The following is a 25,071-nucleotide window of genomic DNA, read 5'->3' on the forward strand; positions in this document are numbered from 1 at the left end:
TTTAGCAGGCTGAGGTTAACTTGCCTTACGAGAGAGCAGACTGATGGGGAATAACGCACAAAAAAATACAACAATTAGCAACTATGTGTAAAAAGCGAACAGATAAATAGTTTTAGGGGCACCTGCCCGGAATTAATAAACTGATGAAGTTGTCGAGAGGGTACATAAAATGTATCTGCTGCCCCCAAAGGTTCTTCTGCGAGAATAGATTTTAACTGAGCGTTACCAGTCACGATGACCCCACTGGCATCACAATCCAGCATGGCTGGAACAGTCGAAGAATTCACAGCAACTTCGATATAACGAACAGACAATTGATCCCCAGCATGTAAAAAACTATCGCCTTGCTTTGCCTTGCGTGCGACACGAACTTTTGAATCAAGTTGAAAACTAAAAAAAACAGATAAACTGATTGGAATTGCAGAGAGAATTCTCTCCAGGGACTGAATGCTAGGACTAACCTGCCCCAACTCAATCATTGAAATACTACTGTTAGTGACACCAGCCCGCTTGGCTAATTCGCGCTGGGATAAACCAAATGTTTCGCGAATTAACTTAAGGCGAATGGCGAAATCGCCAATAGTGGTTTGTGAACTGACTGCATGTTGATAATCAGGGAAATCCGGAGCTACTCCGTCAACAGACATACGTGGCACCCAATACTCGATTACATCTTATGATGACGCCGGATTTTTAAATCCGGCACGTCAGAAATACTTACTTTTTAGAAGCAAGCAATTGTTCACGTTCACCAGTTGGCAGATTATCAACAATGAGTTGATATGAGTGATCAATCATTCGCTGGATCTGCTCACTCGGAATTGAACCATCCAGAATAATGGTGTTCCAGTGTTTCTTATTCATCTGGAAACCTGGACGTACAGCAGGATACTGCTCACGCAGCTGCAGAGCCAAATCAGGATCACACTTCAAACTCACACGTGGAACACCGCCTTCGGCCGTCAACGTGGCAAACATTTTATGGCAAACCTTATAGACCGCCATATCCGGGCCAGAGGGAAACATCTCTTTGGCTTGGTGTTTATTTAAAAGGTATTTCTGTGCAGAAAGAAAATCCATGTTTTAGTCCTTTATCGAACAACTCAGGTCGATTAAAAAGCTATAAAAAGGGTTAGGTTTAATGCAATAGCACTGATTACAGGATTGCCCAAGCTACAAAACATCAACTTTTATTAAAAGACTAATGATTCGTGCTTTGAAACTGCCCTTGTACTGGCACCGGTTACACTCCTGACGTATCCGCATAGGCTGTTGATTGAGCCATGCCATATGATCTTAAGTTATTATGGAGGCATAAAACGCTCGCCCATAACTTTAAATCATCGGCCCGCTCCCTCTATTACCGCCTATTCTGCATCAGCCGCAACAGAAACGATAGAGAGAATGGCGTCAAAATCAACTATATTTGATTTGGCGTTGATTTTATGGTCAATCAGACCAGTTGTCACTCTATTCCACACCAATAATACGGTTATTTGCATTTTTTACCGGATTATTACCACGGAACCCAAATCTTTTGCTCTCCTTATCGAAGACTAGCATATAGGTTACAAAAAAATACATTGCACAAACTTTTCGCAACCAGGTATTACTACTCAGTTAACTTTCTAGAATGAAGTACGACGGTATTCCCTGTATTCTGGTTCCCAAAAATTTTTCTCTATTTTTTCGTTGATGATGTCTTCGGGTATTGGTAAGGCGACACCATCAGCAATAGCCTGTATTACCACCGCACGTGCAATTAATTTGCTAACAGCACGAATATTTTCCAATGACGGCAATAAAGCCCCCGCGCCCGTTTGCGCAATTGGTGATGCATCTGCAAGTGCTTTGCTGGCCGCCATCATCATGGAATCAGTTACCCTTGATGCCTTGACAGTAATAACACCCAAACCAATACCTGGAAAAATATAACTATTATTGCATTGCGCAATTTCAATAGAGTAATCCCCCATATCAACAGCTTCGAAAGGGCTACCGGTAGCTACCATTGCCTTACCCGAAGTCCAACGCAATAAATCCACAGGTTGTGCTTCTACTTGAGAAGTAGGGTTTGATAAAGGCAAAATCAATGGGCGTTCACAATTAGCCTGCATTGCTTCCACTATTGTTTTTGTGAACAAGCCAGCTTGCCCGGACACACCAATTAACACGCTCGGCCTGGTATTAATCACCACATCTAACAAACTGATGGCGTCTTTATCAGGTGAATGAGCAAGAGTCCAACTACGTACTATTTGATCAGGCGTACAAAAAGGAATTTGAAATTCGAATAATTCGGCAGAACTTTCCTGCAACAAACCATCTTTGCTTAACAAAAATATCCGGTTGCGGGCCTCAATCTCTGTCGCACCTTCCGCAACCATATGCTTAACAATTTGGTCTGCTATCCCGCAACCTGCTGAACCAGCACCTGCAAATACAATACGTTGATCGCGTAAACGCTCGCCCTTAGCCAAGCACGCTGACATTAAGGTACCAACGGCAACAGCAGCAGTTCCTTGAATATCGTCATTAAAACAACACAGCTGATTACGATAACGTTTTAATAATGGAGTCGCGTGATCCTGAGCAAAATCTTCGAATTGCAACAATACATTTGGCCAGCGCAATTTTACTGCCTGAATAAACTCATCAACAAAATTGTAATAATCATCACCTGATATGCGCGGATGGCGCCATCCCATATACATTGGATCATCTAGCAAGGCCGCATTATTGGTTCCCACATCTAACGTAACCGGCAAGGTATATGCAGGGCTGATCCCTCCACACGCGGTGTAAAGGGCTAATTTACCGATAGGAATTCCCATTCCGCCAATTCCCTGGTCTCCCAGTCCAAGAATGCGTTCACCATCAGTAACTACTATGACTTTTACATTTTGTTTCGTCGCATTTTGTAGCATATCGTCAATACGATCGCGGTCCGGATATGAAATGAAAAGACCGCGCTTGCGTCGATATATTTTGGAAAATTGCTGGCACGCCAAACCGACGGTAGGAGTGTAAATAAGGGGCATTATTTCCGTGAGATGATCAGTCACCAGGCGGAAATAGGCGGTTTCATTGGTATCCTGAATATTGCGCAGGTAAATGTGCTTATCAATAGGTGTTTGAAAGGAGCAAAGTTGGTGATAAACACGCGCTTCCTGTTCTTCAATTGTTTCTATCTTGTAAGGTAAAAGCCCTTCCAGATTAAACTGCTGCCGCTCTCGCTGGGTGAACGCACTGCCTTTATTTAACAACGGAGCCTCTAGCAGAGCCGGTCCAGCAAAGGGAATATAAATTGGGCGTTTTTTCGTCATGACACTCACTGACAGAAGGCTATATATATGGCAACCATAGCGCAAATAACACGACACAACCAGAGTATAAACGTATAACAATTATTATTTTTGTAATTGAGGCGTTAAAATAGTTTTCCCGATTTATTATTTATCATGTATCAGACAGAAAAGGGTTAGTTATGACCGTTGAAGAATTTATCGCAAAATTAAACGCAACACCTGACAATATTGATTTTAAGGAAACTATTGCCGTTATAGAAACTCACTATGACTTTACCCCCACTGAATTTCAAAATGGTGAATTAAAAAATGAAGCAGGTCAAAACTCAGGATCATGCAAGCTATTTTCCTTTGCACAACGTTTGGAGCTCAACCAGCAGCAAACATTAAACTGCTTTGGTGATTACTACAGAATTGATGTGCTTCAACATCCAACGGCAACTGACCATCAAAATATCCGGAATTTTATGAAATATGGCTGGCAGGGAATACATTTCAAACACCCTGCCTTGTCCCCTAAAGAATAAATGTGAGCATTTACCATGTGGATACAAAAAGAAATTCAATTATCTGCTTATGCGCGAGGTTTTCATCTGGTAACGGCTGAAATATTGAATAAAATTCCCGAGCTTAAGCAAATCCACATTGGTTTATTGAATATCCTCATAAAACACACTTCAGCATCCCTCACTATCAATGAAAATGCAGATCCGACTGTACGTAAAGATTTTGAAAGTTTTTTTAATCGCATAGTGCCAGAAGATCAACCTTATTATTTACACAATGATGAAGGCAGCGATGACCTCCCGGCCCATTTAAAAAGCAGTTTGTTGGGGGCGAGCCTGAATATCCCTGTGACTAACGGACGTTTAAATATGGGGATATGGCAAGGCATCTATTTATGCGAACATCGCAATCATGGAGGGGCCAGGTCACTGGTACTGACATTGCAAGGTGAAAAACTTTAGAGTTATCAATTTTAATTTGCGATCAATCAAATCAGCACTCAATCAAGGTATTTAACTTTTAGTTAATTAACTAATGCAGGTAAACATTAAATAAAAATTCGCTCGAAAAAAAACCCGCAATTGCGGGTTTTTTATTAACTATTTGCGAAAGCCAGGTGGCAAAGTACCACCAGGAGGCATACCGGCACCAGGCATCATTCCGCCAATACCGCGAATCATTTTTTGCATACCACCGCCTTTCATTTTGCCCATCACTTTGGCCATTTGTTTATATTGTTTCAACAAACGATTCAAGTCCTGGATTTCGGTACCAGAGCCAGCAGTAATACGACGTTTGCGCGAACCACTCAAATCATCCGGATTGCGGCGCTCTTCGGGAGTCATCGAATTTATGAGGGCTTCCATTGTTTTAAACTGCTTATTCATATTGGCAGTTTGTGCCAATTGGGCAACATTTCCCAAGCCAGGTAATTTATCCAGCATGGACGTCAAGCCGCCCATGTTTTGCATTTGTTGCAACTGATCACGCAAATCCTCAAGGTCAAACTTTTGCCCTTTAGTGACTTTTTTGATTAGTTTTTCTGCTTTGGCCTTATCAACATTTCGCTCTACTTGTTCGATAAGCGAAAGAACATCACCCATTCCAAGAATACGTGACGCAATACGATCCGGATGGAAAGGCTCAAGTGCATCAACTTTTTCTCCAACACCCAGAAATTTAATCGGCTTGCCAGTGATGTGACGCACCGAAAGCGCGGCGCCGCCACGCGCATCACCATCAGCCTTGGTAAGAATTACACCGGTTAGCGGCAACGCATCATTAAAGGCTTTTGCGGTATTAACAGCGTCCTGACCGATCATCGCATCGATCACAAACAGGGTTTCAATAGGATTGATGGCCGCGTGCAACTCTTTAATTTCAGTCATCAGTTCTTCATCGACATGCAAACGGCCCGCGGTGTCGACAATCAATACATCAAAGAATTGTTTTTTCGCGTGATCAATTGCATTTCGTGCAATATCCAAAGGCTTTTGATCGCCGGAGGAAGGATAAAAATCCACCTCAACTTCACCTGCAAGGGTTTGCAACTGTTGAATCGCCGCCGGGCGATAAACATCCGCGCTGACCACCAGGACTTTTTTCTTCTCTCGTTCTTTCAGGAAACGCGCCAGCTTGGCAACAGAGGTAGTTTTACCCGCACCTTGTAAACCCGCCATCAACACCACAGCAGGTGGTTGCTGGGCCAAATTTAAAGACTCATTCGCTTGTCCCATGGTAGCAATAAGTTCCGCTTCCACAATTTTGATAAATTGCTGGCCCGGATTTAACGCTTTGCTGATTTGCTGCCCTAAAGCGCGGCTACGGACCTGATCAATAAAGGTTTTTACAACTGGTAAGGCTACGTCAGCCTCTAACAACGCTTTACGCACATCACGCAGCGCGTCCTTGATGTTGTCTTCACTGAGGCGCGCCTTGCCGGTAATACTGCGCAGGGTATGGGATAAACGATCGGTTAAATTCTCAAACATAGCCTGTCTCAAAAAATCAGCGTTAATGATGTCGGGATTGCTGACCAATACCGGCCAGGGTCACCAAATGATGGACCATCCACCTAAAGTGGGCGCGATTATACCTCCAAGCAACCTGAAAAGGAGTAACCACAGTAATATACGTAAAGACAAGATTTGCTTATTAAGGTTACTTCTCATTTGTCTTCTCTTTAGAATAACCTTATGACACACTTGCGACCTCGGTTTTGCCATTGAAAAGCACTCAGGATTCCCCCTCGCAGCATGATTACATTAAGCGCCAATTTGATCGCCCTGCTCATATATACCTTTGCTGCCATTTATTTTGGCCGCCAGTTCGGGCGTCATCAATCACTCCCGGTTCGCCAATTACGCCAGGTGGCGGCATTGGCATTGGTTGTCCATGGAATCGGCGTTCATGGCCTTAGCCTAAAGGATGGGCAATTGGCCTTTAGCCTCTTCTCGATTTCGTCGCTAATTTTCTGGGTTGTTAATGCGATAGTTCTGTTCAGTAGTCTCAAAAAAGAATTACACAATTTATTTTTGTTGTTATTCCCTCTTTCTGCGGTGTCAGTGCTAGGTTCAATACTGGGTAACAACCCGGATTGGCAACACAGGCTGGAATACACTATCGCAGCACATGTGATTCCCTCCATCCTTGCATATAGCTTGCTTACTATTGCCAGCCTACAAGCGTTGTTGCTCGCTTATCAAAATCGCGCGTTGAAAAATAAAAGCCTGCTTGCCAATAGCAAACTCCTTCCTCCACTACAGACAATGGAATCATTGTTGTTTGAATTCCTGTGGGTTGGAGAGCTTTTATTGACGCTTGCAATCGTCTCGGGATTTTATTTTCAAGAGGATATTTTTGCTCAACATTTGGTTCATAAAACAGTTTTCACATTGAGCGCATGGTTCATCTACGCAATCTTACTCTGGGGACGATTCCAATTAGGTTGGAGAGGCACCAAAGCAATTCGATTGGCTCTCGCTGGATTTGTATGCCTAATGCTGGCGTATTTCGGCAGTAAATTAGTATTGGAAATTATTTTGAACCGCATTTAAGCATGCGGTTCGAATAACAATTTCTAACTCTTTCTCCGTCGCATCACCTTCCGTAACAACCAGCCAAGCCCCGCTGCTGCGCCAATTAAAACGGCAAGGCAAATTGATAGAAGCAATAAATAGTTTATAAGTTCTACCCAGCTCAACCCCCATCCAACTACCGCCAGGATTATAAAGCAGCCACCGGCCAATAAATTAATACCCAGGCCGCGATGTCTTAGTAACCAGCGCATCAATTATGGATTGAACAGTTGATTGATCGCATAAGCAACACCAGCATTATCGGCTGTTTGAGTTACCCAATCGGCGACTGATTGCACATCAGGATTTGCATTCCCCATAGCAATGCCTATTCCTGCCATTCGTAAAAAATCCATATCGGATTCTGCATCACCGAATGAGATAACCTGATGCGCCTGAACCTTGTGATATTGCAACAAATATTCAAAGGCACGCTGCTTGCTAGCCGCAGAAGAAATAACACTCGCAAATTGCCAGTCAGGATATGCAGTTAAATAAGCACGCGCAAAAATTAAATTAGGAAATTGAGCTTCAAGTACAGATAGCAAATCGCCCTGTTGCGCACGATTTACCCCGAGCAATAATTTGGCAATATCAGAGCGATTGATAACGGCTGCCACACTATCCAGAATGGGATTAATGCGTAGGTGCTCAGCATGAACCTTGCTTATTTCAGTTGGTTGCGAGATATAAAATGCAGAATCTGTGTAGGCTTCTACGTAAAGCCCCATCACAGTTGCCGCAGCGAGAACAGCTTGGGCGTCATCACTTTTTAAAAGGATATTCAATAAGGTGTGCCGGGTTTGCGGGTCATAGATATGAGCCCCTGTATAAAACATACTGGCGTCCTGAATACCCAATTCATCCATGAGAAAACGCGCCGCAAAATAAGGGCGCCCCGAAGCGATGGCCGTTTTAATTCCACGGGTTTTCAGTAAATTGATTGCAGGAAAAAGCGCTGGCCGAAGCTGGCCGTGTGAATCCAGCAAAGTGCCATCAATATCGAAGAATGCCAGTCGAATATCATTAGCGGCATTGATCAGATGAGATGGCACCTGCATGACTAGCGTAGAACCAAAAGAGTGACAGCGAAATAAACCAGCACAAAACTGCTTAATGCAATTCCTTTTACCGCAACGCTTTTTTGGGCATCGGACCAGGATTGAAAACGCGAGTGTTTCGCTATCAACAATTTTGCCGCAGCAAATATCACTATAAATGCAGCAACCCAATATAACGCGTACTGACTAAAAAATTGTTCCGGCATTTTAGACTCGTCTACTCGCGGCGCCATTGCGTGGTGCCATCACGAGAATCTTCCAGCACGATTCCTGAGTCCGTTAACGTTTTACGAATTTCGTCCGCACGCGCATAGTGTTTATCTTTTTTCGCCTGGATGCGTTCTGCAATTAAACGCTCGACATCTTCCGCTGAAATTTGATCGCTACTACCCGCTTGTAAAAATATTGCCGGGTTTTCCTGCAATATTCCCAAAATCAAACCAAGCGCTTTTAACTCACCCGCCAAGCGTATTGCCAAGGCGGGGTCGGCTTTACTGGCATTATTCAGATCACGTACCAGATCATACATACCGGCCAATGCAACACGCGTATTGAAATCATCATTCATTGCATCAACAAATGCCTGGTAATACCCGCTTGCCGTTAAATCAGCCAAAGGCGTTGGCGCGACATCCGCATAATCACGCAAAGCGCCATAGAAGCGATCCAAACCGGTACGCGCTTCAATGAGGTTATCTTCAGCATAATTAATCGGGCTACGATAATGACTGCTCACCAACAGGAAGCGCACAACCTCGGGATGATATTTCTCCAGCACATCGCGAATAGTAAAAAAATTGCCGAGCGATTTCGACATTTTTTCACCGTCGACACGCACCGCACCCGCATGCATCCAGTAATTAACATATTTACAACTATTGGCCGCTTCACTTTGCGCAATTTCATTTTCATGGTGGGGAAATGGAAGATCAGGGCCTCCACCATGAATGTCAAACGTATCACCGCAGCAATGTTTGCTCATTGCAGAACATTCAATATGCCAACCGGGGCGGCCATTTCCCCACGGGGATTTCCATGCAGGCTCGCCCGCTTTCGCGCCTTTCCATAATACAAAATCGCGCGGGTCTTCTTTAATTTCATCCACCTCAATACGCGCACCAACCAGCAATTCATCCACATTTTTATTGGTGAGCTTGCCGTAATCTGCAAAACGGGTTACACGATAATAAACATCACCGTTACTGGCTGCATACGCATAACCTTTATCGATCAGTGCTTTATTCATATCCAGAATTTGATCGATATAAGCAGTTGCGCGCGGTTCTATGTCAGGGCGCGCAATCCCCAAACGGGTTTCGTCCTCATGCATATAATCGATAAAACGTTTTGTCAGCTCGGTGTATTCCTCACCATTTTCATTCGCGCGCTTGATAATTTTATCGTCGATGTCAGTGATATTACGTACATAGGTAACATCCCAATTCTGGCTGCGTAAAAATTTGGTGATTACATCAAATGCAACCAATACCCGCGCATGGCCAATATGGCAATAGTCATAGACGGTAATACCGCAAACATACATGGAAATCTTACCGGGTTTTAACGGCTTAAAAACTTCCTTCTGGCGAGTAAGTGTGTTGTATATCTGCAGCATATTATTCCTGTTCTTCTTTGCCGAAGCTGTCTTTCAAACTGATGGTGCGATTGAACACAGGTTTCTCCACTGTGCTGTATTTGCTATCCAGACAAAAATAACCCTGGCGTTCAAATTGGAAATTATTTCCTACAATTGAATTACCCAAACTGATTTCTGCTTTACAACCTTGCAGGATTTCAAGGTTATTGGGATTCATTGCGTCCAGGAAATTTTTACCGCCGGCATCCGGCGCTTCATCATTAAACAAGCGATCATACAAACGCACTTCGCAATCCAGATGTTGTGTGGCAGAAACCCAGTGAATAACACCTTTGGGTTTGACACCATCCTCCGGATCTTTACCCAGGGTTCCTTCAATGATGCGCGCGCGAATTTCGATAATATTTCCTGTTGCATCTTTAATGGCTTCATCAGCCTCAATGACATAAGCACCACGCAAACGCACACGCTTGCCCAATACCAGCCGCTTGTATTTTTTATTGGCTTCTTCGCGAAAATCTTCTTGCTCAATAAAAACAGTGTGGGTAAACGGAATGGCGCGATCACCTAGATCGTCACGGTTTGGGTGATTATGAACCGTCAATATTTCTACTTTATCCGCCGGATAATTCGTTAACGTAACTTTCAATGGACGCAACACACACATAGCACGCGGCGCATTTTTATCCAAATCGTCACGCACACAAAACTCCAGCATGCCTACATCCACCACACCATCAGAACGAGTCACACCAATGCGTTCGCAGAAATTACGTAATGATGCAGGCGTGAATCCACGGCGGCGCATACCTGAAATAGTAGGCATACGCGGATCATTCCAGCCATCCACATAACCTTCATCAACCAATTGTTTCAATTTGCGCTTACTGGTGACCGCATAATTAATATTCAAGCGCGCAAATTCATACTGACGCGGTATAGCAGGAACAGGTAAATGTTGGATAAACCAATCGTAAAGCGGTTTGTGATCCTCAAATTCTAGCGTGCAAATAGAATGGGTAATTCCTTCGATTGCGTCACTTTGGCCGTGTGCAAAATCATACGAAGGATAGATACACCACTTGTCACCGGTTTGATGATGATGAGCTTTTTTGATGCGATAAATAATCGGATCACGCAAATTAATATTGGGGGATGACATGTCTATTTTTGCGCGTAGCGAACAGGACCCTTCTTCAAACTCCCCTGCACGCATCTTCTCAAACAGCGCCAGGTTTTCTTCGACTGTGCGCTCACGGTAGGGACTATTTTTACCCGGCTCAACCAAAGTGCCACGATACTCACGCATTTGCTCGGCATTTAAATCGCAAACAAATGCCAAACCATTCTTAATCAAATGAATGGCCCACGCATACAATTGATCAAAATAATCCGATGTGTACTTAACCTTTCCATCCCACTGGAAACCGAGCCACTTTACGTCTTCCATGATGGAATTTACGAATTCCTCGTTTTCTTTTTCCGGGTTCGTATCATCAAAACGCAAATTGCAAATACCGCCAAACTCTTCTGCCATACCAAAATTCAGGCAAATAGATTTAGCGTGGCCAATATGCAAATAACCATTGGGTTCAGGTGGAAAACGAGTCGCTATTTTGCTGTGTACGCCCTGCTCCAGATCCTTGCGAATGATTTGTTGGATGAAATGCAAAGGTTTAGCTTTAACGTCAGCTGTATCGTTACTTGCAATCGGAGAATGATTGTCGCTCATGGGATAACAAATCCATTGGATAATTCGTGGGTCAAAATACGATCCTATCATTTGTAGATCAGATCGTAGAAATTGCGGTTATTCTACTGATTCAACACAGCTTTTCATACCTTATAACCTCAACCATAGGAAATATGAAAAACAGAGTAAAGATCAAAAAACACTCAATTTTTTATAAGCGACGGCGGTGCTGCACGGTAATCACTACGACGATTCAATTGATAACGCCTGACCGCCTGATTGTGTGCATCCAGAGTTGCTGAAAATTCACTGGTTCCATCACCTTTGGCGACAAAATACAGCGCATCTCCCGCGGCCGGGTTTAGCGCCGCTTTGATCGAAGCTGCACTAGGCAATGCGATCGGTGTTGGTGGCAGTCCTTCAATCGCGTAAGTGTTGTATGGAGTTGCCTCTTCGAGGTTTTTTCGGGTAATACGCCCTTTGTAGCTATCACCCATGCCATAAATAACCGTCGGATCAGTTTGCAGCTTCATTCCCTGTTGCAAACGCCGTACAAAAACACCGGCAATTTGATCGCGCTCACTATGGTGGCCAGTTTCGCGCTCAATGATTGAGGCCATGATGAGTGCCTCATAGGCATTTTTATAAGGCAAATTAGCAGGGCGCTTTTCCCATTCGGCATTTAGCAAACCCTCCATTTTTCGATAGGACTTTTGCAGGATTTCTACATCACTCGTGTTACGGCTGAAACTGTAAGTATCCGGAAAAAACCAACCTTCCGGGTGATTGATTGGTAAACCCAACAACGAGAGTTGCTCAGCCTCACTTTTGCCAATCAACTCATGACGAACAGATCGGTTTTTTTCCAGCGCAGCAAGTGCCTGCTTGAATGTCCATCCCTCTACAAAAGTAACCTGATACAAAACCACATCACCCTTTTTTAACTTTTCCAATAAAGTTTCAGGAGTTGTACCCGGCATAAATAAATATTCGCCGGCATGAACTTTATTGGTATCGGTGATGCGCGCGTACAAGCGCAGCAGGCGTGGGTGATCAAGTATATGTCGCGCCCCTAAATCATTCGCCAAATGGCTTAGGGATTGCCCCGGTTTTAATTCATAACGATAGCCTTGGGAATCAATATCCAACGGTGTTTTTAACCAATTTTGAAAATAGAACCATCCAGCGGTGGCACTGGCTAAACCAGCTAAATATATTCCTGTTGCAATTATCAGGAGCTTTACGGGCAGAGATATTTTTTTCATAAAAAGCGCTTTAAAGCACGTCAATAAACGATTGGATTTTTTATCCTAATAACTGGATAAGTTGTTGTTGAAACAGACGGACAATAGAATGACTAAAATTAATCGGCACGCCCGCGATACTTGTGACTGGCCAAATGCCAAATACACTATTTGTTAAAAAAATTTCATCTGCATGCAGCAACGATTCATAAGAAACAGGTTCAACGTTAACTTGCATATTTAATGCAGGCGCGAATTTTTCAATAATTGTTCGACGCATAATACCTGCAACACCTGAATTCGTTAAATCCGCCGTGTAGAGTTGCTTGTTTTTTACGATAAAAAAATTGCTGACAGTAGCTTCAATCACGTTATTATCGGCATCCAGCAACAACCCCTCCGCAAATTCATTATGCCATTCGGCGCGCGCCAGGATATGCTCAAGGCGATTTAAATGCTTGATGCCCGCCAATGCTGGATTTTTCCCAAGACGCATGTCGCAAATACGGATATCAACACCATCCAGAAATGAAGACGACTGCAGAGGCGCACCAGGAAATATTCCAATACAGTAAGTTGGATTTACATGATCAGGCAAACGATAACCACGTCCACCCACACCACGCGTGATTTGTATTTTTACTACAGTATCGGGATATTGATTAAAGTGCAGGCTGGATAGCAGTTTATTCAAATAGCCCTGCAAACGCTGCTCATCCAGCGGTATCTGTAAACGCCTGGCTGAATTTATCAAACGCTCCCGATGAAAATCCCATAGTGGTATTCGACCGGAGATACAACGACAGGTTTCAAATAATCCATCACCATAAGTAAAGCCACGGTCTAACGGTGATATCAACGCATCAGGAACACCATTAATACTGATAAGCGGCAATTGCACTGACATAACAACCTCTTTATGCAAAAACGCCGGACTGTTTCCAGTCCGGCGCCAGCAAGCTAGAAACGCAATATGATTTAAACTTTGCGGAAAATCAGTGAACCGTTAGTGCCCCCAAACCCAAACGAGTTCGATAGTACAGCCTCGATTTTACGCTCTTGCGCAGTATGCGGAACCAGGTTGATATCGCAACCGTCTTCAGGGTTGTCCAGATTAATCGTCGGTGGAGCAACCTGGTCACGAATAGCCAACACACTGAAAATTGCTTCAACCGCACCTGCAGCACCAAGCAAATGGCCAATCATAGATTTAGTAGAGCTAACAGCAACTTGTCCAACTGCACTCCCCATGACCGATTTCACCGCCCGGCATTCAGCTTTATCACCCGCCTGCGTAGAAGTACCATGGGCGTTAATATAATTGATTAACTCAAGTGGAATCGCTGCATCCAGGATTGCATTACGCATAGAGGCGGCTGCGCCTGAACCATCCTCTGGAGGGGAAGTCATGTGATATGCATCACCACTCATGCCAAAACCAATCAACTCGGCATAAATTTTTGCACCACGCTTTTTAGCGTGTTCATATTCTTCCAACACCAATACACCAGCCCCATCACCCAAAACAAAACCATCACGGTCTTTATCCCATGGGCGACTGGCAGCTTGTGGATTATCATTTCGCGTGGATAATGCGCGCGCTGCTGCAAAACCACCCAATCCCAGTGGAGTTGTCGCCATTTCTGCACCACCGGCAACCATTACATCTGCATCACCATGCTGAATCATACGTGCGGCGAAACCAATACTATGCGTACCTGTAGTACAAGCCGTAGTAATTGCGATGTTTGGACCACGCAAGCCATACATAATCGACAAATTACCAGAAATCATATTGATAATGGCGCTAGGCACAAAGAAAGGCGATATCCGGCGAGGGCCTTTATGCTCAAGCGTTGCAGAGCCTTCCTCAATAGTCCCTATTCCACCAATTCCAGACCCGATAGATACCCCAACACGCCCCGCGTTTGCATCAGTAATTTCCAGCCCGGAATCACGAATTGCCTGAATCCCGGCAACCATCCCGTACTGAATAAATGGGTCCATTTTGCGCGCTTCTTTACTGGGAAAATAATCATCAACGACCAGATTTCTTACCGAAGCACTAAACTGCGTGGTGAATGCTGATGCATCAAAATGGGAGATAGTGGCAATACCACTTTTACCATTGACTATACCCTGCCAGGTTTCAGCAACAGTATTTCCCAATGAACTGATCATACCCAGACCAGTAACAACAACTCTTCTACGCGACACCTGTGAGACTCTCCCGCGAAGGACAATCAAGCGGTAAACCCTGCTGATTTGTCATGGTGATTGGTATTAATTCGATAATTAATTGATGCTTGTGTGCATGAACTAATGCGACTGATAAAAAGAAAAAGCCGTACTATTTTGCAATAATACGGCCTTTCTTGAACTGAAATCAGCGGATAATCAGATTACGCCAGGTTGGCATTGATGTAATCGATAGCCAATTGAACAGTAGTGATTTTCTCAGCTTCTTCATCTGGAATTTCAGTTTCGAATTCTTCTTCGAGAGCCATTACCAACTCTACGGTATCCAAAGAATCAGCGCCCAGATCTTCGACGAAAGAAGCTTCGTTTTTCACTTCTTCTTCTTTCACACCCAGTTGCTCAGCAACGATCTTTTTTACGCGTTCTTCAATGCTACTCATGATGTTATGTAACTCCTAGTGGTTATAGTTCGAAACACTTGGGCAATAAAACCAAAATTGGTATGACCCTGTGATCCGGCCAAAATCGACGCGCATTTTACATCGATTTTGGGATTGTTGTAATGCCAAACGGCAAAATTCTTTGATTTTTGAATAATAACCCTTAAGAAACAAAGGGTTAAAATCAAAAATCACGACATATACATGCCGCCATTGACGTGAATTGTCTCTCCACTGATGTAAGAACCAGCATCACTAGCAAGAAAAACAACAACAGATGCAATCTCTTCAGGCGCACCGAGACGCCCGAGTGGAATACGAGCAAGCAAATGCTGCTTTTGGTCTTCCGGTAACACTTTAGTCATATCAGTATCAATAAAACCGGGAGCGACTGTGTTTACAGTAATATTTCGTGATCCTACTTCTGCCGCTAAAGAACGGGCAAATCCTGCTACACCCGCTTTAGTTGCCGCGTAGTTAGATTGGCCAGGGTTTCCCATCGCCCCCACAACAGAGCTGATGTTGATAATTCTTCCCCATCTCGCCTTCATCATTCCGCGCAATACACCTTTGCTCAAACGATAAATAGCACTGAGGTTGGTATTAATAACATCAAACCATTCTTCATCACTCATGCGCATCAATAGATTATCTTTAGTGATACCGGCATTGTTTACCAAGATAGCCGGAGCCCCGAACTCATCGCCAACTTCTTTTAATAAATTTGCAACAGAATCCGCGTCAGTAACATTCAATACCTTACCTGCACCATGAATCCCCAACTCCGCAAAGCGAGCAGAAATTTTTTCTGCTCCAGATTCGCTGGTTGCAGTACCAATAACAATTGCACCAGCCTTTCCAAGCTGCTCCGCAATTGACGCTCCAATTCCACGACTCGCACCGGTTACCAATGCAACTTTATCATTCAGGCTCATAAGATTAATCCTGTAAATTAAACACTTGCCAACGCTGCAAGCAGCTCTTCTGGCCTTTCAACAGAAACAGTATTCAACTCAGCCTGAATACGTTTATTTAAACCGGACAAAACCTTACCCGGGCCACACTCCAATGTCAGGGTGATTCCTTTTCCTGTCATAGTATTTACACACTCAACCCAACGTACTGGACTGTATATCTGCTCAATCATCAACGCTTTGATTTTTTCCGGATTACTTTCAGTTGTCGCTGTAACATTATGCACCACGGGAATGGCAGGAGCCGAAAATACAGTTGCTGTAATTTGTTCCGCCAATCGCTCCGCTGCAGGACGCATTAATTCCGTATGAAATGGAGCACTAACAGGCAAGGGCAAAGCACGTTTTGCACCTGCTTCCTTACAAAAAACGCTGGCACGCTCCACCGCAGCAACAGAACCCGCAATAACAACTTGTCCGGGCGAATTGAAATTAACTGCCGAAACTACTTCACCTTGTTCAGCTTTTTTACAAGCCTCAACAATCAACGCATCATCAAGACCAATAATCGCTGCCATTGCTCCTTGGCCAGCAGGAACAGCCTCTTGCATAAACTTGCCGCGTTGCTGCACCAATCCAACCGCATCCTTAAAGGCAACCACACCAGCGCAAACCAATGCAGACCATTCACCTAAACTATGCCCAGCCATAATTGCAGGCACAGCACCATTACGCTCTTGCCATACACGAAACACTGCGACACTGGCAGTCAATAACAGCGGCTGGGTGCGCTCAGTTAAATTAATTTCCTCCTGGGTGCCATCCTGTACCAATGACCAAAGGTCGTAACCCAAAACCGCCGATGCCTCAGCAAACGTTTGCTGAACTATTGGAAATTCGGCAGCCAGCTCGGCCAGCATGCCAATTTTTTGCGACCCTTGACCAGGAAAAACAAATGCGAGATGAGGATTAGTCATAAGTATTTAAGCTTCTTTTGAGATTGGTTTTAAATTGTTCTATCTGATAATTGTTGAGCAATTCGTACAGGCACCTGCAATACCACCTGCTCACGCGCTACAACCAATGCCTGCATAAAAGCTTTGCGATCAGCTCCGCCGTGGCTTTTTATGACCGTTTTTTGCAACCCTAAAAAGCTGGCACCGTTATATAAAGATGGATTTAACTCTTCGCGCAACTGCTTGAGCAAAGGCGCAGCGATTATCGATAAAAATTTATTTAAAAAATTATTTCGTAACGTATCGGAAATTTTTTTTGATATAAAGCGAGCGGCACCTTCACTTGCCTTTAGGGCAATATTGCCATGAAAACCGTCACAAACAATAACATGCTCATCACCGGCAAAAATATTATTCGACTCAACAAAACCAACGTAATGAATGCGCGAATCATTGCGCAATAAATTCTGTGCCAATTGCAGAACTTCAGTGCCTTTTTGCGACTCACTACCAATATTAAGCAATGCAACCCGCGGCCGCTTTATACCTTCCGCCTCCGCTAACACACTCCCCATGAGCGCAAATTGTTGCAAATGTTCAGGCGTGCAATTGATATTTGCCCCTAAGTCCAGCAAATAAGTTAAACCTTTGGCCACCGGCATGGATTTACAAATTGCCGGACGATCAATAACGGGAAAAGTTTTAATCAAATATTTAGCCATTGCCAAAAGCGCGCCCGTATTGCCTGCACTGACACAAGCATCTGCATTACCTGCACGCAAAGACTCCAATGCAACCCACATCGATGAACTCTTTTTTTGTCGCAATGCACTCAAAGGATCGTCATCCATCGCAACAACGTCAGATGCATGGAGCACTTGAGCAATATGCCGAAGATGACTGGATTTGGCCACTAGTGGCTGGAGCTGGATTTGATCGCCAACAAGAAGCAAATCAACATCAGGATGGAGGGCAACAAAATTTTCCGCCGCCGCAATAACAACACGGGGACCTAAGTCCCCGCTCATAGCATCAACTGCTATCCGAATTCTTGCCGACAAGATAGTGTCGCAGGAGTAATAATTACTCTTCGCTACCTTTATCAATCACTTTACGGCCGCGGTAGAAACCGTCAGCAGTTACATGATGACGCAGGTGTTTTTCGCCGCTGGTAGCGTCGACAGACAGGGTTGGACCAGTCAATGCATCATGAGAACGACGCATGTCGCGCTTTGAACGGGATTTTTTGTTTTGTTGAACTGCCATGGTTAGCTCCTATTTACTGACTCATTGGAACCGAGGCGCCTCAGGATTTCGGCGAGCTCTTAAGTTGTTCCAACACTTGAAATGGGTTTTTCTCTTTTTTTGCCTCAACAGGTTTACCACTTGAATAAAGCTTGCTATCGACACAAGCCTCTTCGTGATAAGCAACTGCAGGCAAACTTAACAACAGTTCTTCTTCGATCATATCGTAAAGATCTGCCATACCCTCACCGGTAATCCAGGGATCAAAATGCTGAGGCAAAGCCTTTGCAGCCTCTTCATCCCACACAATCGCCAGCGAAATATCACTTTCAACCGGAACAGTAACCGACTCCAAACAACGCTGACATATCAATGCCAGATTAGCTGAAGCATGACCGGTAACAGCCCGCTTCCCTTCTTCACTGATTTTAAATTCAAGGTGAACCTGAATTTCACCCGCCGGATTTTCCGTCGCTTCAACAACACGCGGCAAATCAGCAACCGGGATAAAACCCTCCAAAGTCACGCTCTGTTGAGCGAATTTCCGAGGATCGCCTTGCCTGGGCAGAGGCTTGTGAGTAAGGGGCTTAAACATAAGCGCGCAATCATAGGGATATAGCGGTTTCATGTCAAAGAAAAACTCGCCAAATAGCGCTATTTAGTTACTTGGGAGTAAAATCTGCCCCTTATTTTGTGTTTCACATAATCATTTTGAGTTTAAAAGCCATGACGCCTACCAAATTGGTACTCGCATCCAGTTCGCCGTATCGCCGCCAACTTCTTCAAAAACTGAGAATGGAATTTAGCTGGGCCTCCCCCGAAATTGATGAATCCCCCAAAGAACATGAAACTCCCGAACAATTAGTTCTACGCCTGGCAAAGCAAAAAGCGACTGCACTGGCCGACATATTCCCGGAGCATTTGATTATTGGGTCCGACCAGATTGCCACACTAAACAACCGAATCATCGGAAAACCTCACACCCACAAAGCAGCCACAAGCCAACTAGCATCCTTCAGCGGCAAAGAAGTCGTATTTTTAACGAGCCTATGCCTGTACAACAGCAAAACCCATCGATCACAATTAGCCACAGACAAGTACACTGTAAAATTTCGACAACTTAACGACAGACAAATAGATAGCTATTTAAGACAAGAAGAACCCTACGATTGCGCAGGTAGTTTCAAATCAGAAGGCATGGGGATTTGTTTATTCGAAAGAATGGAGGGTAAAGACCCAAACACACTCGTAGGCTTACCGTTAATTGAACTGACTGACATGCTTATGAATGAAGGAATTGATCCATTATCATTTCACCGCAATCACTGATGAATCCGCTCCCAGGCCAACAATTCATCAAATCGATCAAGGCAAAGCACAGGCTCATATGGATGCAACCTTTCGACATGATGCGCACCGTAACTTACCGCAATCCTGGGCATGGAAATATTTTTTGCCATCTCCATGTCATATTCGGTATCACCAATCATGACAGCCTCCCGAGCATCAACTCCAAACTCTGACAGCAACTCCTGCAACATCAAAGGATTAGGCTTGGAAGCGGTTTCATCAGCACAGCGGGTAGCATGAAAAAAATCTCCCAGCCCCAAAACACCAAATATCCTATCCAGCCCCTTCCGACTCTTGCCAGTCGCAATAGTTAATACATGCCCTTGCGCTTTCAAATATTGCAGAGTATCAGTAACACCCGGGAAAAAATCCGATGGACGAGCCTCATCCAGCATTAAAAAACGCATCGCATATGCTTCGCGCAAACGCTGCCTTTCCTCAATTGAAACATTAGGGTACAAACGGTAAATAGCTTCAGGCAGACCGAGACCAATAATATTATGAATAACATGATCCCCCAACGGCGCCCACCCCAAATCCTCTGCCGCGAGCTGCATTGCCCTGGTGATTTTGGCTTTCGAGTCACTCAAGGTTCCATCCCAATCAAAAATAAATAACACTACAAACTCCGCAATCAGATTTTTATCACTAATTTCGATAGGGGCTCTGCCAAATCAGGCGGCAAAGGAGCATCAACCCGCGTCAACTCCTTAGCTTCAGGCAGATAGAAAGACAAGGATGATGCATGTAGAAACAAACGTCGCAATCCGATATCCCGCAAGGATTCGTTAATAGCATCATCCCCATACTTTGCATCTCCCGCCAAACTATGCCCCGCATATTGGGCATGAACGCGAATTTGATGGGTACGACCGGTAATCGGCCGAGCCTCAATCAAGGTAAACCCCTGATAGCGATTCAAAATATCAAACTCAGTAAGGCTAGGCTTACCATCATGATGAACCTTGACAATACGCTCCCCTCCAGCAACCTCAAATTTCATCAGGGGCGCATTAATTTGGTGGCAGCGTTTGGACCAATCTCCCAATACCAGCGCTTGATATACCTTCAATACACCACCAGCACCTGCCGATTTTTCACGCAGAGCCTCCTGCAAATGACGCAGGTAGCTACGCTTCTTTGCGACCATAATGCAACCGGAAGTATCTCGATCAAGACGATGAACCAACTCAAGATGACGAGCTTCCGGCCGCATTTGGCGAAGCGTTTCAATTAACCCCAAAGTCACGCCACTGCCACCATGCACAGCCAAACCTGGCGGTTTGTTAATCACCAAAAGCCCCTCATCTTCATACAAAATCGAAGCATTGAGCAAATTCATCATTTGATGACTAGCCTTCGCTTCCGTGCCTGCCTCTGCCGTGCGAATAGGGGGCACCCTGACCGAATCACCGGCCATCAATTTATATTCCGGCTTAATTCTACCCTTGTTAACCCGCACTTCTCCTTTGCGAATTACATTATAAATTTTAGATCTTGGGACCCCTTTCAGGCGCGCAATTAAAAAGTTATCCAATCGCTGCCCCGCGAGATCGCCATCAATTACAATGAAGCTTACCCCAACCCCTGCAGCCTCATTATCCTGTTCATGTTGCTTTTCAGTATAAGTTTTCATGTCGCGAATGATACCCGAAGCGTCCCGATAACCCCACGAAAACCGACATCTCGACCGCAATAAAACCGCTAAATCACTGATTTAATTGCCGCAATATGGGTTTACTGCTATAGTCCAGAGACTGATACAGGCTGGTTTCCGGATAGCGCAAATGATAGGCGCATCACTAGGAAATACCGCTGACAGCAAGGATTTAGCGATTTGAGTCATTCATTTGACAGCAATAACAAATCCTTGAAAGTACTGACAATGGTAGACGGCATAACATTCAAGCCAACTACTTTAACAATTGCGTCAACCCTGGTTGCACTCTTTGTTAATACGATTTTTGTTTTGCTGAACTCATTAGAATCTATTTGTAAATTCTGGATATGTCGGTTTTCGCCAAGAGAAAATATCCACAGTAAACAGGTTGCCCCACTTCATTGCATGGCCCTATCAACCGATACAACCATCAATGGAAGCCGGTCAATAAGAGAGTTACTCACTCACAAAATTGCCGGCTCGATCCAAAATGATCGACGACACAAACAACCCAATTAAGAGCAGGTTAATTATTTATCTGCCAACTACAAATAGAAACCGGAGCAAACCGGTAAATGAAAGAGCCAAATGGGAAAGCTTATTGGTGTTAGTCGCTGTGTAGCGCCCTGACACTATATAAAGGAGCAGTCCCACCAACCGCTAATGCGAGCCCATCAAAATAGATGGGTAGCGCAATAGTCTACAAGGTTGCGCAAAACACTCTTCTGATTTAACGCTGATTGTCGCCATGGCTAGCGCCTCACAGACAATTAGGTAACACATGAAAAGAATGCTCATTAATGCAACTCAACCTGAAGAGTTGCGCGTAGCACTGGTAGACGGCCAATGGCTTTATGACCTCGATATCGAAAACCGCAATCGTGAACAGAAAAAATCCAACATCTACAAAGGTCGAATCACTCGCGTAGAGCCCAGCCTGGAAGCTGCTTTTGTTGATTATGGTGCCGAACGACACGGCTTCCTTCCCCTTAAAGAAATCTCCCGCGAATATTTCACTCGCAACCCCGGCGACATTGATGGCCGTATAAAAATCAAAGATGTCCTTAAAGAAGGCACAGAGGTTATTGTTCAAATTGATAAGGAAGAGCGTGGCAACAAAGGTGCTGCCCTCACTACCTTTATCAGTTTAGCCGGACGCTATCTGGTTCTTATGCCCAACAATCCTCGAGCTGGCGGGATTTCTCGCCGCATCGAAGGCGAAGACCGTGCCGAATTGAAAGATGCCCTCGGAGAAGTAGAAGTTCCCTCAGGCATGGGTGTAATTATCCGCACTGCTGGCGTGGGTAGAAGCTCCGAAGAGCTGCAGTGGGATTTAAACTATCTCCTGCAACTCTGGGATTCCATCGCCAATGCAGCAAAAAATGCAACCGCCCCTGCGTTTTTATTTCAAGAAAGTAACGTAATTATCCGTGCAATTCGCGACTACCTTCGCCAGGATGTAGGCGAAGTTATAGTGGATAACAAAGAAGCTTTTGATCTTGCTGCAGGCTTCATCCAGCAAGTCATGCCCAATTACCGCAGCAAGGTAAAGCTTTACCAGGACGACATCCCCCTATTCAATCGCTACCAAATTGAATCCCAGATCGAAACCGCATTTCAACGCGAAGTAAAACTTCCATCTGGCGGCTCTATTGTTATTGATGTCACCGAAGCACTGGTTGCTATTGATATCAACTCGTCTCGCGCCACCAAAGGCGGCGACATTGAAGAAACCGCCCTGCAAACAAACCTGGAAGCAGCCGATGAAATCGCAAGGCAATTACGCTTGCGCGATATGGGCGGCCTGATAGTTATCGATTTTATTGATATGCAACCGGTACGCAATCAGCGCGAAGTAGAAAACCGGGTCCGGGATGCATTGATGATGGATCGTGCGCGCGTACAAATTGGCCGCATCTCCCGCTTTGGCCTGATGGAAATGTCACGCCAACGCCTGCGCCCATCACTGGGTGAAACCCATTCAAAAATCTGCCCGCGTTGTGACGGTGTAGGAACCATCCGCAGTACACGTTCACTGGCACTGTCCATTCTGCGCCTGGTGGAAGATGAAGCACAAAAAGAACGTAGCGCTGAAATTCGCGCAATTTGCCCGGTATCCGTTGCCACCTACCTACTGAATGAAAAACGCAAAACCATTTCCAGCATTGAATCTCGCAACAATACACGCGTAGTAATTGTACCTAGCGCAGAACTCATGACACCACACTTTGAAGTGCAGCGTCTGCGTGATGACGATGAAGGAACACTGGAAACCAGCTATAAAATCGTTGCCCATACCGATGAATCCAAGGAAGAAGAGGAGGAAATCAACACCAAGCCTTTTGTTGCTCCCAAGCCTTTAGTGCAACCAAGCAGCCCAAGCCAGCCAGCCCCCGAACCAGTGAAAAAGGCCGGGCTTTTATCTCGCTTATTAGGCTCAATCGCAGGCATATTCAGCAGCGATAAAGCTGGTGATGAGAGCAAGAACAAACGCGAACCAAGACGCGACAGCCGCCGCGGCCAAAGCCGCAATCGCCGCGACAATCGCAATCGCCGCGACAATCGGGACAAGGAGCGCAAAGAAGATCGCGAAATTATCGATAACCTGGACCATCGCAACACCCAGGAACAAAAACCTGTTCGCGACCAGGAAAAACGTGACTCACACAGAGACCTCGAAAAGCGAGATGGCGGACATCGCGAGCAAAATGAACGCAAGTCACGCAACAACCGCGATCAACAGCCTCGAGATGTACAAGCAGCCAGTGACGATGAGCTACGCCAACCTCGTAACCGTAACCAACGCGGCAATGACCGGGATAACAATCGCAAACACGTCAACAAAGAGGAGACCCCAGAGGATACCGCTCTCATTCTTAATGATGCGGAAACGGCAGAAGAAAGTGATGACCAACGCCCGTCCAAGCGCCCGGCCGGACGTCGCACTCGCTCACAACAACGTCGCCGCAATCGCAGAGAAGAAGGGGAAAATGCAGCAACAGAAGGCTCAGATGAAGTTGTAACCAATCAAGAACCTGCTGTATTAAGTGAATCAGCTCAATTGGCCCAACAGATTTCCGCTGCAATTGCAGAACACGCACAGCAAGCCCAAGCCAATAAAACACAAGCAAACATAGAAATTGCCGAGCACACTTCGGAAACATCCGGGCAAACAACAGAACAGCAACCCAAGCAAAATGGTGCAACAGAAATACCTTCTGCTTTTTCTATTGAAAAGGAAAGGAATATACCAATCAGCGTGCAACCGATAGAAAATGAAAGCCCAAGCGCAGCTGTAACTGAAGCAGAAACAATTCAACCTGCAATAGCAGAAGAACCTGCCGAACCGCAACCTATCAATAGTGCTGCATCACAAGTAATCGAACCACATGCAGAAGCTCAAGAAGTACAAACTTTTGACAGCGAAGTAAAGATTGAAAAAACGGAAAGAAAAACCGTTACTGAAGTCGACATACCGCCAACAAGAGCAAACAATGATCCTCGCAACTCACCAAAGCCAATTGGAAAAATTAGTATCATTACTGAAACTATTGAAAGCCAGGCATCGCGCGCCCTTGATACCAGCCTGCCCCCCAGCGTGGATCACAATCCTCGTCAAATCACCAGGCCATTGAATGACCCACGCTTGAACAAGCGTAATAATAATGAGCAATAACCAAACCGATATTTGAGCACATAAAGCGTTTAAAACTCGAAAAGCCGAATTGCAATCAATTCGGCTTTTTTATGCTCAAAAAAGTTTATCCACTTTATTAAATTGTTATATTTGGCTATTAAAATTGTGTTTTCCTCTTGCCCA

The 25,071-nt window shown here is 44.8% G+C and carries 23 protein-coding genes; 5 read left to right on the top strand and 18 right to left on the bottom strand.

Annotated elements, in window-relative coordinates; genetic code table 11:
- Positions 1-74: 74 nt before the first annotated feature.
- From A596_RS22060 to A596_RS09750, 3 genes are all read right to left on the bottom strand, one after another.
- The gene (locus A596_RS22060; RefSeq protein ID WP_052417370.1) at positions 75-647 is read right to left on the bottom strand and encodes a helix-turn-helix domain-containing protein; all 573 of its coding nucleotides are present in this window, start codon (positions 645-647) and stop codon (positions 75-77) included.
- Between the two features lie 70 nt (positions 648-717).
- Positions 718-1,080, bottom strand: coding sequence for an MmcQ/YjbR family DNA-binding protein (locus A596_RS09745; RefSeq protein WP_039914018.1), 363 nt, complete (start codon positions 1,078-1,080; stop codon positions 718-720).
- A 548-nt stretch (positions 1,081-1,628) separates the two neighbouring features.
- Positions 1,629-3,326, bottom strand: coding sequence for an NAD-dependent malic enzyme (locus A596_RS09750; RefSeq protein WP_039914020.1), 1,698 nt, complete (start codon positions 3,324-3,326; stop codon positions 1,629-1,631).
- A 161-nt stretch (positions 3,327-3,487) separates the two neighbouring features.
- Here A596_RS09750 and A596_RS09755 point away from each other — a divergent pair, with 161 nt between their 5' ends.
- Both A596_RS09755 and A596_RS09760 read left to right on the top strand, forming a co-directional pair.
- Positions 3,488-3,835, top strand: coding sequence for a HopJ type III effector protein (locus A596_RS09755; RefSeq protein WP_039914021.1), 348 nt, complete (start codon positions 3,488-3,490; stop codon positions 3,833-3,835).
- Between the two features lie 15 nt (positions 3,836-3,850).
- The gene (locus A596_RS09760) at positions 3,851-4,276 is read left to right on the top strand and encodes a secondary thiamine-phosphate synthase enzyme YjbQ (protein ID WP_039914023.1); all 426 of its coding nucleotides are present in this window, start codon (positions 3,851-3,853) and stop codon (positions 4,274-4,276) included.
- A 138-nt stretch (positions 4,277-4,414) separates the two neighbouring features.
- On the opposite strand, the gene ffh is transcribed toward A596_RS09760, so the two are convergent.
- Positions 4,415-5,806 carry a signal recognition particle protein gene (gene ffh, locus A596_RS09765; RefSeq protein WP_039914025.1) on the bottom strand — a complete coding sequence of 464 codons (1,392 nt, stop codon included), beginning with the start codon at positions 5,804-5,806 and terminating at the stop codon, positions 4,415-4,417.
- A gap of 264 nt (positions 5,807-6,070) precedes the next feature.
- Here ffh and A596_RS09770 point away from each other — a divergent pair, with 264 nt between their 5' ends.
- On the top strand, positions 6,071-6,871 hold the full coding sequence (locus A596_RS09770) for a cytochrome C assembly family protein (protein WP_039914027.1): 801 nt from the start codon (positions 6,071-6,073) through the stop codon (positions 6,869-6,871).
- Between the two features lie 236 nt (positions 6,872-7,107).
- On the opposite strand, the gene A596_RS09780 is transcribed toward A596_RS09770, so the two are convergent.
- The 12 genes from A596_RS09780 to A596_RS09840 form a co-directional block, all read right to left on the bottom strand.
- Positions 7,108-7,947, bottom strand: a complete 840-nt coding sequence (locus tag A596_RS09780; RefSeq protein ID WP_160280121.1) for an HAD-IIB family hydrolase — start codon at positions 7,945-7,947, stop codon at positions 7,108-7,110.
- A gap of 223 nt (positions 7,948-8,170) precedes the next feature.
- A complete protein-coding gene (cysS, locus tag A596_RS09790; protein ID WP_039914033.1) occupies positions 8,171-9,568 on the bottom strand; it encodes a cysteine--tRNA ligase in 1,398 nt (465 codons plus the stop codon).
- A gap of 1 nt (position 9,569) precedes the next feature.
- A complete protein-coding gene (locus A596_RS09795) occupies positions 9,570-11,282 on the bottom strand; it encodes a glutamine--tRNA ligase/YqeY domain fusion protein (protein ID WP_052417371.1) in 1,713 nt (570 codons plus the stop codon).
- A gap of 164 nt (positions 11,283-11,446) precedes the next feature.
- Complete coding sequence (gene mltG / locus A596_RS09800) at positions 11,447-12,508, bottom strand: endolytic transglycosylase MltG (RefSeq protein WP_039914034.1); 1,062 nt, start codon at positions 12,506-12,508, stop codon at positions 11,447-11,449.
- A 40-nt stretch (positions 12,509-12,548) separates the two neighbouring features.
- Positions 12,549-13,394, bottom strand: coding sequence for an aminodeoxychorismate lyase (gene pabC / locus A596_RS09805; protein ID WP_084128184.1), 846 nt, complete (start codon positions 13,392-13,394; stop codon positions 12,549-12,551).
- A gap of 71 nt (positions 13,395-13,465) precedes the next feature.
- Positions 13,466-14,704: a beta-ketoacyl-ACP synthase II gene (gene fabF, locus A596_RS09810; protein WP_052417372.1), complete on the bottom strand. Its 1,239-nt coding sequence runs from the start codon at positions 14,702-14,704 to the stop codon at positions 13,466-13,468.
- Between the two features lie 185 nt (positions 14,705-14,889).
- Positions 14,890-15,126: an acyl carrier protein gene (gene acpP, locus A596_RS09815; RefSeq protein WP_012487300.1), complete on the bottom strand. Its 237-nt coding sequence runs from the start codon at positions 15,124-15,126 to the stop codon at positions 14,890-14,892.
- A gap of 191 nt (positions 15,127-15,317) precedes the next feature.
- Positions 15,318-16,061 carry a 3-oxoacyl-ACP reductase FabG gene (gene fabG / locus A596_RS09820; protein WP_039914043.1) on the bottom strand — a complete coding sequence of 248 codons (744 nt, stop codon included), beginning with the start codon at positions 16,059-16,061 and terminating at the stop codon, positions 15,318-15,320.
- Positions 16,062-16,078: 17 nt separating this feature from the next.
- Positions 16,079-17,017, bottom strand: coding sequence for an ACP S-malonyltransferase (gene fabD, locus A596_RS09825; RefSeq protein ID WP_039914044.1), 939 nt, complete (start codon positions 17,015-17,017; stop codon positions 16,079-16,081).
- Between the two features lie 29 nt (positions 17,018-17,046).
- The gene (gene plsX, locus A596_RS09830) at positions 17,047-18,102 is read right to left on the bottom strand and encodes a phosphate acyltransferase PlsX (protein WP_326979685.1); all 1,056 of its coding nucleotides are present in this window, start codon (positions 18,100-18,102) and stop codon (positions 17,047-17,049) included.
- The gene (rpmF, locus tag A596_RS09835; protein ID WP_039914047.1) at positions 18,080-18,262 is read right to left on the bottom strand and encodes a 50S ribosomal protein L32; all 183 of its coding nucleotides are present in this window, start codon (positions 18,260-18,262) and stop codon (positions 18,080-18,082) included. The genes plsX and rpmF overlap by 23 nt, the downstream gene beginning before the upstream one ends.
- Positions 18,263-18,302: 40 nt before the next feature.
- Positions 18,303-18,767 (bottom strand): YceD family protein, encoded by a 465-nt coding sequence (locus A596_RS09840; protein ID WP_235425682.1) that lies wholly within the window; start codon positions 18,765-18,767, stop codon positions 18,303-18,305.
- Positions 18,768-18,967: 200 nt separating this feature from the next.
- Here A596_RS09840 and A596_RS09845 point away from each other — a divergent pair, with 200 nt between their 5' ends.
- Positions 18,968-19,570, top strand: a complete 603-nt coding sequence (locus A596_RS09845; RefSeq protein WP_039914052.1) for a Maf family protein — start codon at positions 18,968-18,970, stop codon at positions 19,568-19,570.
- Here A596_RS09845 and A596_RS09850 read toward each other — a convergent pair.
- Positions 19,564-20,211, bottom strand: a complete 648-nt coding sequence (locus A596_RS09850) for an HAD-IA family hydrolase (protein ID WP_039914054.1) — start codon at positions 20,209-20,211, stop codon at positions 19,564-19,566. The two genes, A596_RS09845 and A596_RS09850, sit on opposite strands and share 7 nt — an antisense overlap.
- 14 nt (positions 20,212-20,225) lie before the next feature.
- Entirely contained in the window at positions 20,226-21,227 is a 1,002-nt protein-coding gene (gene rluC, locus A596_RS09855) for a 23S rRNA pseudouridine(955/2504/2580) synthase RluC (protein WP_039914055.1), read from the bottom strand.
- Between the two features lie 805 nt (positions 21,228-22,032).
- Here rluC and rne point away from each other — a divergent pair.
- Positions 22,033-24,927 (top strand): ribonuclease E, encoded by a 2,895-nt coding sequence (rne, locus tag A596_RS09860; protein ID WP_039914056.1) that lies wholly within the window; start codon positions 22,033-22,035, stop codon positions 24,925-24,927.
- Positions 24,928-25,071: the final 144 nt, after the last annotated feature.

Source organism: Cellvibrio mixtus subsp. mixtus J3-8 (assembly GCF_000766945.1).
Classification (GTDB): domain Bacteria; phylum Pseudomonadota; class Gammaproteobacteria; order Pseudomonadales; family Cellvibrionaceae; genus Cellvibrio; species Cellvibrio mixtus_A.

What these genes read in the sequence shown, in the direction of transcription:
- A596_RS22060 (WP_052417370.1), bottom strand. Translation starts at nt 647, where the DNA reads ATGTCTGTTGACGGAGTAGCTCCGGATTTCCCTGATTATCAACATGCA.
- A596_RS09745 (WP_039914018.1), bottom strand. Translation starts at nt 1,080, where the DNA reads ATGGATTTTCTTTCTGCACAGAAATACCTTTTAAATAAACACCAAGCC.
- A596_RS09750 (WP_039914020.1), bottom strand. Translation starts at nt 3,326, where the DNA reads ATGACGAAAAAACGCCCAATTTATATTCCCTTTGCTGGACCGGCTCTG.
- A596_RS09755 (WP_039914021.1), top strand. Translation starts at nt 3,488, where the DNA reads ATGACCGTTGAAGAATTTATCGCAAAATTAAACGCAACACCTGACAAT.
- A596_RS09760 (WP_039914023.1), top strand. Translation starts at nt 3,851, where the DNA reads ATGTGGATACAAAAAGAAATTCAATTATCTGCTTATGCGCGAGGTTTT.
- ffh (WP_039914025.1), bottom strand. Translation starts at nt 5,806, where the DNA reads ATGTTTGAGAATTTAACCGATCGTTTATCCCATACCCTGCGCAGTATT.
- A596_RS09770 (WP_039914027.1), top strand. Translation starts at nt 6,071, where the DNA reads ATGATTACATTAAGCGCCAATTTGATCGCCCTGCTCATATATACCTTT.
- cysS (WP_039914033.1), bottom strand. Translation starts at nt 9,568, where the DNA reads ATGCTGCAGATATACAACACACTTACTCGCCAGAAGGAAGTTTTTAAG.
- A596_RS09795 (WP_052417371.1), bottom strand. Translation starts at nt 11,282, where the DNA reads ATGAGCGACAATCATTCTCCGATTGCAAGTAACGATACAGCTGACGTT.
- mltG (WP_039914034.1), bottom strand. Translation starts at nt 12,508, where the DNA reads ATGAAAAAAATATCTCTGCCCGTAAAGCTCCTGATAATTGCAACAGGA.
- pabC (WP_084128184.1), bottom strand. Translation starts at nt 13,394, where the DNA reads ATGTCAGTGCAATTGCCGCTTATCAGTATTAATGGTGTTCCTGATGCG.
- acpP (WP_012487300.1), bottom strand. Translation starts at nt 15,126, where the DNA reads ATGAGTAGCATTGAAGAACGCGTAAAAAAGATCGTTGCTGAGCAACTG.
- fabG (WP_039914043.1), bottom strand. Translation starts at nt 16,061, where the DNA reads ATGAGCCTGAATGATAAAGTTGCATTGGTAACCGGTGCGAGTCGTGGA.
- fabD (WP_039914044.1), bottom strand. Translation starts at nt 17,017, where the DNA reads ATGACTAATCCTCATCTCGCATTTGTTTTTCCTGGTCAAGGGTCGCAA.
- rpmF (WP_039914047.1), bottom strand. Translation starts at nt 18,262, where the DNA reads ATGGCAGTTCAACAAAACAAAAAATCCCGTTCAAAGCGCGACATGCGT.
- A596_RS09845 (WP_039914052.1), top strand. Translation starts at nt 18,968, where the DNA reads ATGACGCCTACCAAATTGGTACTCGCATCCAGTTCGCCGTATCGCCGC.
- rluC (WP_039914055.1), bottom strand. Translation starts at nt 21,227, where the DNA reads ATGAAAACTTATACTGAAAAGCAACATGAACAGGATAATGAGGCTGCA.
- rne (WP_039914056.1), top strand. Translation starts at nt 22,033, where the DNA reads ATGAAAAGAATGCTCATTAATGCAACTCAACCTGAAGAGTTGCGCGTA.